The organism is Pedobacter fastidiosus, assembly GCF_014306625.1.
Taxonomy (GTDB): Bacteria; Bacteroidota; Bacteroidia; order Sphingobacteriales; family Sphingobacteriaceae; genus Pedobacter; species Pedobacter fastidiosus.
Map to the genome: position 1 here is coordinate 234,269 of NZ_JACRYL010000003.1, position 12,607 is coordinate 246,875.

Below are 12,607 nucleotides of genomic sequence, written 5' to 3' on the forward strand. Positions count from 1 at the left end.
GCATCCTTTTTGGTTTTTCTACCAAAAAGATACAACGGATAGCCCCAAAGGGGTGGCTTTGCCGCGTGTAAAACGCCCAAATAATTAATTAAAGATTGCGTGTTAAATGTAGGTTAATGAAATTAGCCCTATTTATCCATCAGTTTTCGTTTCAGAAATTCGGCAGTTGCTTCACTTACTTTTAAACCATTAGAAAATTTCATCCAATGGTGTGTATCATCAGGAATGGCCAAAAACTCAAATTCGAACTTTTTATCTTCAAACCGTTTGGCCAAGTCTACGCTTTGACTGTAAGCAACATTGCGGTCATCATCAGCATGAATGATTAAAGTTGGAGAAGTCCAGGTATTTAAATAACTCATTGGCGATGATTCCGCAGCGAGTTTGGCAGCCAAATCGGCATCAGGAGCAATCTCTTTCCCTTCAGCACTAAAATTACTAAAACGATTGTTAACCCCATGAATATCAACCCCAGCAGCGAAAATTTTTGAATCTTTCCCCAATGCCAAAGCCGTTAAATAACCGCCATATGAGCCTCCATAAATTCCGATTTTCTTATGATCAACATTTGGCTGATTGGCTAACCATTCTCCTGAGGCTTTAACATCTTGATACTCTGAAGCACCTTGGGCACCAGCATTTGCAGGTTTGTGAAAATCGTAACCATAACCTAAGCCTAAACGATAATTAACAGACAAAACGGTAAAACCCAAATTAACCAGATACTGATTTAAGGCATAATCTATAGAATAGTAATCCATCGGATTCCAGCCTAAAAACATTTGTCGTTGTGGACCACCATGAACATATACGATTGCTGGGGATTTTCCAGTAGATTTTTTTGGCGTAAATAACTGTCCGTAAATGGTTTTGCCATCTGCAGCTTTAAAGCTTATATGTTTGGGCACTACCAATTGCTTTGCAGGAAAATCAGCTGGAATGAGCTCCTCACCGACAAGTTGAAGTGACTTTTTATTTGTTAAAACCGCCGGCAAAAGTGGTCTTTGTGCAGTAGAGCTTAAGCAAACTACGGTTTCATTATCGGCTAAAATTACTGGATAAGCTTCGATACCTTTCCCAATACTTAAAGCTTGTTTATCTGCCTGATTTACCGAAACTTTATAAATATGTCTTCTATCCAAATCATCGGCATCAGCACCTGTGTTTTTACCCTGCAAGACATTAACTAGATTTGGCTGATGATTAAAATTTAAATCAGCAGAATTTACGGTTTGAGCAGCATAACCTAAAGATTTTGCTTGCCTTGTTATACCTAAAGCTGTAGAGATCGTCACTTCTTCTAACTGTTTAGAATCTGAAACGAGCGCCACATTAATTGTTGTTTTGTCTCCAACATTAACCTCTTTTGGAGCAAAACCCAAAAGACTAATTATAATTGTTGCGTTATTTTGTGGTATCTGAAGAGAGAAATTTCCATTTGAATCTGTGGAAGTTCCTGCTGTTGTACCTTTCACTTTTATGCTAGCACCTGGTAAGGGTAAACCATAATCTGATGAAGTGATTTTTCCATTTATTGTTTACTTGGGCCATTGTGGTAATGCCCATAAGTAAAAGAAAAAAATGGTTATAAAAATTTTATAACAGCCTATTTATTAGGTTATTAATTAAATGAAATATATTTTTTTTTAGTAGATACATTTTCGCCTAAACTCTTTTCTTCTGGCCAAATCAGTATTAAATTTTTCATTTAGCACCATGCAGGTTTTGTCGGGAATTTAAATTTATTACAATCTTTTCCATAAAAAAGTCGCAAAATTCTGCAAGACTAAAACCCATATTAAAGCGCTTAAAAACTATGTATCTTTTGTATTACAATTATTTTTTTTATCTTTAAACGCGTCCCAAAATCCTAATCATTCTATACAATGCTTTATCAATTTTATTGGGACGACTTAATCCCTATCTTTACTATTGGCGCACTTTTAATTGTCGCCATTTACCACATTAACTTGTTTTATTTTAACAGGACAATGTTGCTTGGCAATTACAGTTTATACCTGTGGGTAAGCCTTTGTTTTTTGTTACAGGCAACTGGAACACTTAATGGAAAGATAGATACGACGCCGATTTTTCCCTATATTCTGTGTACCTCAACACTTTGGTCATCCTATCTTATTTACTTAAATTTTATTTTATCAACTTTAAGACTTCGAAATAAACACCAATCATTTTTAATTACTTATACCAGAAAAAACTGGATTATTTTCCCCATTTGTGTGCTAATTCATTCGGCGAAATACATTGTACGGGATGATCTTAAACAAACTGTTTCCATTCTTACTTTAGTATTCGATTCGGTTATTTTGTTATCAAGTATTATGATTTTATTTACGCTCTACAAAGAAAAACGAAATGTATTTAATACATACATTTTGTGGGGCGCTTTTTGTACCGTTTTCTTCAATATTTTTACCGCTGTTTCTGTTTATAATGGAGGATATTTATTTCATCTTACCAGCTTAACCTTCATTTCTTTGGGTTTCTTTGTTCAAATTATTTTCTTTTCGTTGGCAATTAGCTACAAAATGAAAATGGATACTGAAGAAAAATATGCCGCGTTAAAAAATGCCAATTTAAAAACAATCGCCTTAGAAGCTGAAAAGATCCGAGCCTCAGAAATATTGCTTACACAAGATTTTAACCTTAAAAACGAACGTACAAAAGCAGTTACAGAGCAAAGGATAATTATTGGGCGAAAACTTCATGATGATTTAAGCGGTAGTTTAGTTTCTCTCCGTTACCTAATTAGTGATTATAAACGAAAAGCAGGTTCTGAAAATGAAAGAAAAGGTTTTAGTGAGGTTGAACTAGAGGTGGAAAGTTTATATGTGCAAACTCGAGATTACAGTCACCAATTATCAAGTCCGTTAAAAAGCTCAGAAGATCGCCTTTCTTATAATTTATCGGATTATCTCCATAAAATTGGAATTCAGTTTTTGGAAAGCGGCTTACTTAAAATATACCCCGAATTTAATGAGTTCGAAATCAGTACTAGACTGTCTCCAAATCAATCTCAGCATATATATTTTTGGTTGAAAGAGTGTTTTGTAAATACCATTAAGCACGCGGAAGCAAGTAATATCTGGATTAAAATTTATTTTACCGAGTTAGATTGTACTATTAGCTTTAAAGATGATGGCAAGGGATTTAAAGTAAGTGAAAATAGCAAAGGCATGGGTTTAAAAAACCTTCAAAACCGAACCGACGAGCTAAATGGCCGTTTGGATATTCTGAGTGATTTAAACGGAACTAAATTAACATTAGCCTTTAAGGCTGATTTTTAATTTTAAGCATATACAAAACGAAGCTTTCTACTAATAGTCAAAGTGAGAAATTAAAAAGAGAAAAACAAAGGTAGAGGATATTTGAGAAAATTAATCCTTATAAATTGATAAGAAAAAATAAGTTTAAGTATTAGTCGCAACGGTTGTTGCGACTAACTATATGATAAACGACTTATAATAAACCGTATAATCCGTGCGCATAAGAGCGTAATGAGGCAGAAACAGAGTTCATCTTTTCTGGAGACGGTCCTTTCACTTTATATGCTTCTGGATGTAAATCAAATGTTTGATCGTTTTGAGTTTCTGGAGTGTTTTTATTGGTTAGTGTAGCGTTTTGTTGTAAGTTTAAATCTAATGGGGCCATGTTCTAATATTTTATATAACTATAAACAGGATTGCATTAAATTAGTTTGTTAAAAATTGGTCAAAATGAAATTATTTTCGGGATTACTTATGAAGCTTTTTTCCTCTTAAATAAAGTATAAGATCAATAGGTCGATCACTTTGTAAAATTGTAGCTTTTTTATCAATTAACCAGCCCCAGCTTTCGTCTTTCTTGTTTTCCTCCACTGCAGTATCATCATCATGTCCACCATTTAAAGATGGCCATAAACTGTTAAGCCAAATCACTTGATCTTTTGAAATTTTTGGCAACTCGCTTATTGCTGGGTAATTATCCTGATCAAAAATAGGCTGGATAATCGCTCTCTTATTAGCCTTATAACTTGCTATAACCGATAAGGCATCATCATTTTTCATCCCAACAACAACCATCAAATATGCGCCTTCCGGAATGTTGTTTTCTGCTTTTAGTTTATCGTATTGCGTATTATCCGTAACATTTACAATCGCTTGATCCATTGTATTCGTTTGCTTTAAAACTTCGAAAACCTGTGGCAAATAGGTGTTTCCCTTATCAACATTAATTAATATCTTACCTTTCGCGGCTTCCATCATTTCTAAAAAAGTAGGGATTGCATTGGTTGTTACCCTACCTAAACCATTCTTCAACCTAAATACTTTAATCTGATCAAAAGTATAATCAGAAATCTTCCCCTTTGCATTTGTTGTTCTATCTAGCGTATTATCGTGCATCACCACTAAAACGCTATCTTTCGTCATCTTCAAATCGAGCTCAACAAGATCAATTCCTTTTTGAATGCAGTTCTGTAATCCCCTTAAAGAATTTTCTGGTTCATTTCGCCAATCCCCACGATGTGCAGCAACCAAAATTTCTTTATTATTTTTATCAAAGAGCGAAACGAGTTTTTGCTGGGGCGTTTGGGCATTACCAGTAAAACCAAAAACTACAAAGGCAACAAACAGTAGGGTGATCTTTTTCATAATTATTTTGTGATGCTTGAAATCCAATTTTCAGTATCTGAAGTTTTTACAGGAATGGCAGAAGCAACAATTTTTAAAATGCCTCCATTGTTTATATCCTCTTGTGTGATGTAATTTTTCTTAAATATCTTCCCATTTAGGAACACATTTTTAATGTATTTATTTTTCAGATTAAAGTTTTCAACCTCAACTTTAAAAGTTTTTCCTTTTGGTAATTGGTAGGTAATCGATGGAAATAATGGAACATTTAAGTAATAAACCGGCCAGCCCACGCAAGCTGGAGAAAACCCACTAGCAGCGAAAATATACCAAGCGCTCATTGCGCCTGCATCATCATCCATGGTGCGCAAATAGGCATGTGGCTGGTTTCTGTAAATTTTACCAATGTAACTTCCTATTCCACGACTGTTATCATTAAAATAATTTTGAATCACCGTATCTGCAGCAATCTGATGCACCCAATATTGAGATTTGTAGCTTTCTTTAGTTACATTATACATCAATGGAACTTGTAAATCGGGTTCATTGGCGTGGTTGTATAAATCCCTTTCAAAAAATTCATCAAGGTTTGCCAAGTAAGATTGTTCTCCCCCATCCAGCTCAATTAATCCCTTAAAATCATAAGGAACAAACCATCTATATTGCCAAATCGTACCTTGATATAATCCTCTGGCCTGCATTTGATCGACATCTCTCTTTGTAAGATCTTTAAAATCCTTGTTCCAGTATTTTTTATAATCTAAAGCTTTATCTCTATAAAAATCTGCCTTTTCTTTGTTTTTAAGTATCCCGAAAATTTCAGAAAGTGCCCAATTATCGTAGCTAGATTCTAAGGCTTTATCAGGCGATTTATAATCCAATCCATTCACTTCCTTAACCAAAGAATCGGTTATTTTTGTAAAATCTACTGGATAACCTTTTCGGTAAGCATCAAGCAAAACCACAATTGCGTGTTCTGTACGAACCGTATTTGATGGTTCAGTTTGTGTTGCATAATCCTTCTTACCGGAATTGTATAAATCAGCGATGGAATTAACCATTCCAGCATAACGATCTTGAGCAACAATAGATAGCAATGGCAATTGAGTACGATAATTATCCCATATTGCCCAGCCATTGTAACGCACGTCCTTACTTTGTTGCAACTCTCCTTTTGTATTTCTATAGTCTCCGTTAGCCTCCGAAATTACGTAAGGCGATTGCATGGTGCGATATAATAATGAGTAGAACAATTTTGCATCTTCTAAATTTCCTTCGACAGCAATTTTGCTTAAATTATTATTCCAATCGATACTACTTTGAGTCTTTACATTTTCGTAAGCCGATTTGTTTAATGATGCCTTCGCAGCCTCAACACTTACAGAAGAAAATGCAATATTAATTCCAGCAGTGGTGGCGTCATCGGCCAAACTCGCAATTAACTTATGGTCTTGCAATGGTTTCCACTCAGAATTTCCCTCAATTTCTAAGTAGAAATAAATACGATATTTACCAGCTCCACAGGTTGTTTTAGAATCAACTCGACCACCAATAGCATTCTTATTAATTTGATGTTCTTCGGATACAAACGCACCATTAAAGGCATATCCTAAATCTAAATAGAATCCTTTTTTACCCTTAGGAAATTGATAAAAATGTTTACCTGCATTTCCTAAAACAGCAAATTTAGCTTTAATTTTATTTTCAAAACCTACTTCATAAAAACCTGGACCAGCATTTTCTGATGATTTAATTAGAATTGATTTTTCAGGATCATCGCCTAAAAATGGTTTGATTAAAATATTTCCGCCAGAACCTTGGCAACCCACGCCTTCGAAACGATTGTGCGTAAAACCTAAAAACTTCTTAGCCAAAAATTCGTAGCCCGTGTGTGTTTTAGGGTAAGTTTGCGGACCAATGCTCAACATGCTAAATGGATAAGATGCCGCTGGCGACATTTGTCCGTGATCTGCAGATGAACCCAAAAAAACATTTACCAAACTTACAGGCTTGGTATTTTTAATAGAAAAATTGCTGTCTTGTTTTTGGCCGTAAACACCAAGATTGGTTATTAAAAGTAAGAAGAGTATTATTTTATTAATTGTATTGTGATTCATTAGATTTAGGGAGATTGTGTGGTTTTATAAATCAGCCTAAATTAAATATTTTAAGATTAAGAATTTGTTATGTTTTATGTTCTTTACACACGGAAAATTAAAGCACATTGGAGTTTAAAGGATTAAAAAAATACTTAGCTTAATAAAGACGGGATTGCAAATCCAGACTAGCAATCACAATAAAAAGCACAAAAAAAGCCTTTCAAATTAACTGGAAGGCTTTTGAAATGATTAAATTTATAATTATTTAATAGAAACTGGAACAGAAATTTTATCCCATTCTAAAGAAAATCCACTTTTAGTTATTTTATAAACTAATCTTTCTTGTGTTGCTTTTAAAGGTTTGGTTTTAACATCAACTCTTAATTGATCTTTCGCTTCTTCATATTTGTAAGCACCCCATTGTTTTGGCTCTTTGTTAAAAACTGCAGTCCAAGTACCACTTTCTTTAGGGATTAGGAAGAAACTATATTTACCTGCCGGAAGTGTTTTTCCCTCTACGTTAAGGTCTTTATCGGTTTCGAAAGTAGTTGCTTCGTTAGCACCTGCACGCCAAACTTTATCCCAAGCTTCTAACCCACCCCAAATTTTACGTCCTTTAACAGCTGGGCTGCTGTAATTAATTGTAATCGTTGCGCCTTTTACTTTTCCTGTAGCTACAGCTGCAGGGCTCGGTTTTGGCTGTGCAGCATCTTGCGCAAATGCGCTTACCGAAATGGTAATTGCTGTAAAAAGCAGAGCGATAGATTTGATCATCGTTTTCATAGTTTATATTTTTATCTGTTTTGTGTTTTTGATTTTACGAATTTAAAGCTTTGGGACGATAAAACAATAAGCCCATACCCGAAAATAAGATCACTGCAAAGGCTCCAATTACATTTAACCAAAGAAATGACACTATATCGAACTTATAAACGGTAATTACTGCAATTTCTGATAGCACTGCAGAAATAAATACCAAAGAGCCATCTATCTTTTTAAAATAAAAAGCCACCAAAAAAATTCCCAAAATTGGCCCATAAAATAATGAACCCAATACGTTTACAGCTTCAATTAAAGACCCCATTTGAGTGGCAAACATGGCAACCGCGATAGAGAAAATCCCCCAAGCCAAAGTATGCAATCGGCTATATCTTAATTCCTGCTGATCATTTGGTTTTTCCTTACTAAAAATAAGATGAACATCTTTTAACGAACACGCAGCCAAAGAATTTAATGCAGCAGAAATAGATCCCCAACTGGCCAAAAAGATTACAGCAAAAAGCAAACCGATCATTCCAACAGGCAATGTGTTCTTAACAAAATATAGAAAAATGTAATTGGTATCCGTTTTTTCTGCGTTGTAATTCGATTTATTAATCGCCTCCTCCACTTTGGTGTGCAATAAAGCAACCTGTTTTTGTGTAGTTTTAAAATTATCAATCGAAGCGTTTAACTGCGTTGAAGAATTATCTTTCTCTGCCAGAATTTGTTTCGATTGCTCATTAAATTTTTGTTGCAACGCCTGATGCTCCTGTTCAAAAATGGCAGCTCTCTTGGGTTGAGTTTCTTTTAAATGTTCGTAAGATCGTTCATTGAAATAAATAGGTGCTGGCTTTAAAGAGAAGAAAGCAAAAAGTAAAGCACCAATAAGTAAAATCGCAAACTGCATCGGTATTTTAACCATTCCATTTAGCAATAAACCCATTTTGGCATTGGTATTATCTTTGGCTGTAATGTATCGCCCAACCTGACTTTGATCGGTACCAAAGTAGGATAAGGCTAGAAAAAAACCTCCAATAATTCCACTCCAAATGTTGTATTTATCCTTCCAATCGAAATCAGTTGTTATCACATTTAACTTGCCAGATTTTCCGGCGAGATACAATGCATCTTTAAAACCGATCCCATTGGGCATATTTTGCACCAAGAGATAACCTGCAAAAGCCATAGTTCCTAAAATAATTAGAAACTGAAGTTTTTGAGTGTGTGCAATTGCCTTTGCACCACCAACATAAGTGTAAATTAAAAGGATTCCGCCTGTTAAAATATTAGTTAAATAGATATTCCAATTGAGTACGCTCGATAGGATTATACTTGGCGCATAAATGCTTATTCCGGTTGATAATCCTCTGGAAAATAAAAAAAGCAACGAGGTTAAAACTCTTGTTTTTTTATCAAAACGTTGCTCTAAATATTCGTAAGCGGTATAAACATTTAATCGCTGGAAAATTGGAATAAACGTAATGCAGATTACAATCATTGCCAATGGCAAACCGAAATAATACTGAACAAAACGCATTCCATCAGTATATGCCTGTCCAGGAGCAGATAAAAATGTAATTGCACTGGCTTGAGTGGCCATAATGCCTAACAGTACTATGTACCATGGCATTTTGTTATCGGCTTTTAAATATGACTCGTTACTTTTTTGCCCACGACCGATAAAAACGCCATAAGCAACCACAGCAAAAAGGGTAAAAATGAGTACAAACCAATCGATATTACTCATGCCCAGTGCTTAGTAAATAAATAATAAAAAAAGATTTGAGCAACCAAAGCCAAGCCCAGAAGAATGTACCAAGTATTCCAGTTTTTAACAACTTTTCTCATTATTTACTGGCTGATAAAAAGTTGAAAAACAATCTGGCAGCACCAACATTTCCGGCAGGCAATTGTCTGAAAAATGCTAAAGGTGTATAAATGAAATTACCTTTCCCATATTTCGTGTAAAGTGTAGATCCTTGCAAGGGTTCCTCTCCAGTATCGTGCATTTCGAAAAGTGGCTGGTAATTTTTATCCCATTTATCTGGAAAATAAGCACCACGTTCCTGCACCCAACCTTTAAAATCTTCAGCCGTAATTTTATTAGGATAATTTAAAAGGCGCTGATCTGGATTTAATATTTTAACCTCGGCATTTTCTTCAGTTACTCTTTTACCGCCAATACTTAATGGATAAACTCCAAAATCTTGCAAAGCCATATCCTGTGTGGTATTATATTGCATTACGATTGTGCCCCCATTTTCTACGTAAGAACGCAATGCAACTTGCCAATTTTTTATTCTCTTTTCTGTATTGATTACCCGAACGCCTGTTACTACGGCATCATAAGTAGCCAATTTTGCAGGATTTAAAATTTCTGTTTCGCTTAATACATCAACCTGTAAACCCGCTTGCCTTAAAAACTCTGGAATAAGATCTCCAGCCCCCGGAATATAGCCAATTTTCTTAGCTGTTACTTTAAGATCTCCTTTGAGCAACCAAGCCGTAGCAGGCACAAAATATTGCAATACAGGTAGGTGAGCATACTGGATAACCTGTTGACTTTTACTATATACACCAGTTTCAGTTGCTAAAGAAGCTTGTACAACAGATCGATTTAACTTGATTTTTAATAAAAGATCCTTGCTTATTGGTACACTAATATTGGTGATCTCGTTCGCTTTTAAATTGATATGATCTACAGACATGGATTGAGTCAACTCATTACCAAATTTCAAAATTATCTTTCCGTTGGTTACATCTTTATTTGCTCGGACTCGAAGTTTAACAGTTAAATCTTCTTTATCATTCGCGAAATAAACGGATTCAGCAAATTTAATTTCCACCGCAGGAACAATTCTTAGAGGCTCAACAACATCACCTTTTACTGGGTCTAATTTTTTGTAGGATAAAGGCAGATTAACTTCCAATCTCTCTGCTCCAATTTTAAGCAAAATCTTTACCATTAATGGCGATTCTGCTTCGGGCAATCCGATAAGGGTATCGTTGGTTACACTAAAAGTTGCTGGATTTTTAGCGGGTTTTTCCATCCAATAAGGCTCGGTTAAACTTGCATTATTGGGGATTTGGATTTTATGTTCAATGGTAATCAAAGAATCGTTCGATAATTTTCTGTTAATAGATTCAGATGTGTTCAACCAATTTATCTTTTCAACAACAACATCATCCGTTGCTCTAGAAATCAGGTTTAACCTAAAATTATAATTGTCTCCAGCAACAGCTTCAGCCTGATTGGTAACCACCTCACCCATAAAACCTGCACAACTTAAAATAATATTGTCTATAGATTTGAGCTTGTCTTTTTTCAAATTTGCATCCTTCAAAAGGGCAATCTTTTTTCTTACCGCAAGTAAAGCAGGCAGGCTTAAATCGGGTTTGTTAAAGTCAAAAGCTGAAACGATTTTACTTAAAGCCAAATCAATTTCTGGAACACCTTTACTCGTCCAGTTTTTAGCTAAACCATAAAACAGTGAAGTTTTAGCAGGTTCGCCAGCAACATGAGTAAAGTATTCACTTCTTATCCCGGCCACAGATTGTGTACCCGCACCTTGACTTTTATGCAAACTTCTGCTTAAACCCGCAAGCTCACCATAGCCCATTCCAAGTTGTGCATCGTACTGGCCAACAGTAACTTTTAGCTGATTTTCGGCAGTCGTATTTACAGATCCAAATCTGAAGGTATTCCACAACAATCTTTTTGGTTGCCAAATGCTTACATATTTTAGTTGATTGGGAAACATATTTTTATCACCCGCAGCTTTAAAAGCTTTTTCGGCAACTACAGCGGATGCTGCATGTTGCCCATGCCCTGCAGCCGCTGTTGGCGGAAAACGACAGATAATTACATCAGGTCTAAATTTTCGAATTGCCCAAACCACATCAGCAGTTATACTATCGGCATCCCATTGTTTAAAAGTATCGTCTGTATTTTTCGAAAAGCCAAAGTCAATTGCTCGCGTAAAAAACTGTTGTGCACCATCTAATTTTCTGGCTTCCAAAAGTTCATGTGTTCTAATTAAACCTAAAGCGGCACCTTGTTCTGTACCCAAAAGATTCTGCCCACCATCACCTCTGGTTAAAGATAAATAAGCAGTTTCTACATTTTCTTCGTTAACTAACCATGATAATAAACCTGTATTTTCATCATCGGGATGTGCAGCGAGATATAAAACTTTAGGGAGGTGTTGCAGTGTTTTTAGTTCCCTAAAAATTTCTGATGATTTTGCCGGCCTTACCTGTTGGGCGGAACAAAAAATCACGGAAAATCCTAAGAAAAGTATTGTGGTTAGTCTCTTAAACATAAATTTTGCTTTGCGTATCCAAATATGATCAATTTGCTTTTATTTTGATGCTTTGGAAACGAAAAAGGTACAGGATAATTTGATGGAAATTTTTATAAATTTTTAAAGATTTATTGTTTGGTTTGTTTAGGTGGGACTATAGTATTAAGTAAAATTTTAAACTTCTCTCTTTCGATTGGGGTTTAAATAAGTATTAAAAACATGGAGAATGTAAATTAATCCCTTTTCGGGTATCAATTCGTAAACTATGACATATGGAAATTTTGGAACTACGTATTCTCTAAAAGTGCCAAGTTTAAGAGGAAAGGCTTCTGGATATTTTGAAATTGCTTGTATAGAACTTTCGATTATATTTAGGAATCGCTCTCCCAAATTTGATTTTTGCTCTTCGTACCAATCGTAAGATTGTTGTATTTCTGCTTCTACCGAAGACGAGAATATAATAATGTAATTCAATTTAAAGAGATTACTTATTCAAGAGTTTATTCTTAATATCTGTAAAAGAAAGTCCATTATCAACTCCACTTTTTAAATTCTCAGAACGATTATTTAATTTATTGATTACTTCTTGATCTGCCCACCAAGAGTAAGTTTTTTCTGTTAAATCAACAGAGTAATCCAATCCCATATTGTCTAAAAAATCAATTATAGCTTTCTCTGATTTTGAATCATCAATATTGATTGTTAAGGTTCTCATACTCAAATTTACCTTTTTATTTTGAAACATTAAATTCAATTTGAATTTACTAAAAATAGAATCATTTTTTTATTCTTAATATTGCCACATAAATTAAAC

The 12,607-nt window shown here is 34.8% G+C and carries 10 protein-coding genes; 1 reads left to right on the forward strand and 9 read right to left on the reverse strand.

Annotated elements, in window-relative coordinates; all coding sequences use genetic code 11:
* Positions 1-128 precede the first annotated feature (128 nt).
* Complete coding sequence (locus H7U22_RS23380) at positions 129-1,535, reverse strand: alpha/beta hydrolase family protein (protein WP_317172940.1); 1,407 nt, start codon at positions 1,533-1,535, stop codon at positions 129-131.
* Between the two features lie 351 nt (positions 1,536-1,886).
* Here H7U22_RS23380 and H7U22_RS04625 point away from each other — a divergent pair, with 351 nt between their 5' ends.
* Complete coding sequence (locus H7U22_RS04625) at positions 1,887-3,305, forward strand: sensor histidine kinase (protein WP_187070178.1); 1,419 nt, start codon at positions 1,887-1,889, stop codon at positions 3,303-3,305.
* Between the two features lie 172 nt (positions 3,306-3,477).
* Here the strand turns inward: H7U22_RS04625 and H7U22_RS04630 are convergent, their stop codons facing one another.
* From H7U22_RS04630 to H7U22_RS04665, 8 genes are all read right to left on the reverse strand, one after another.
* Positions 3,478-3,669 (reverse strand): hypothetical protein, encoded by a 192-nt coding sequence (locus H7U22_RS04630; RefSeq protein ID WP_187070179.1) that lies wholly within the window; start codon positions 3,667-3,669, stop codon positions 3,478-3,480.
* A gap of 83 nt (positions 3,670-3,752) precedes the next feature.
* Complete coding sequence (locus H7U22_RS04635) at positions 3,753-4,649, reverse strand: glycerophosphodiester phosphodiesterase family protein (RefSeq protein ID WP_187070180.1); 897 nt, start codon at positions 4,647-4,649, stop codon at positions 3,753-3,755.
* A gap of 2 nt (positions 4,650-4,651) precedes the next feature.
* Positions 4,652-6,745: a glycoside hydrolase domain-containing protein gene (locus H7U22_RS04640; protein WP_187070181.1), complete on the reverse strand. Its 2,094-nt coding sequence runs from the start codon at positions 6,743-6,745 to the stop codon at positions 4,652-4,654.
* A gap of 243 nt (positions 6,746-6,988) precedes the next feature.
* Positions 6,989-7,510 (reverse strand): DUF2911 domain-containing protein, encoded by a 522-nt coding sequence (locus H7U22_RS04645; protein ID WP_187070182.1) that lies wholly within the window; start codon positions 7,508-7,510, stop codon positions 6,989-6,991.
* Positions 7,511-7,544: 34 nt separating this feature from the next.
* A complete protein-coding gene (locus H7U22_RS04650; protein ID WP_187070183.1) occupies positions 7,545-9,236 on the reverse strand; it encodes a sodium:solute symporter in 1,692 nt (563 codons plus the stop codon).
* A 100-nt stretch (positions 9,237-9,336) separates the two neighbouring features.
* Entirely contained in the window at positions 9,337-11,811 is a 2,475-nt protein-coding gene (locus H7U22_RS04655; protein WP_187070184.1) for a PIG-L family deacetylase, read from the reverse strand.
* A 156-nt stretch (positions 11,812-11,967) separates the two neighbouring features.
* The gene (locus tag H7U22_RS04660; protein WP_187070185.1) at positions 11,968-12,267 is read right to left on the reverse strand and encodes a type II toxin-antitoxin system RelE/ParE family toxin; all 300 of its coding nucleotides are present in this window, start codon (positions 12,265-12,267) and stop codon (positions 11,968-11,970) included.
* Between the two features lie 10 nt (positions 12,268-12,277).
* Complete coding sequence (locus tag H7U22_RS04665; RefSeq protein ID WP_187070186.1) at positions 12,278-12,538, reverse strand: hypothetical protein; 261 nt, start codon at positions 12,536-12,538, stop codon at positions 12,278-12,280.
* Positions 12,539-12,607: the final 69 nt, after the last annotated feature.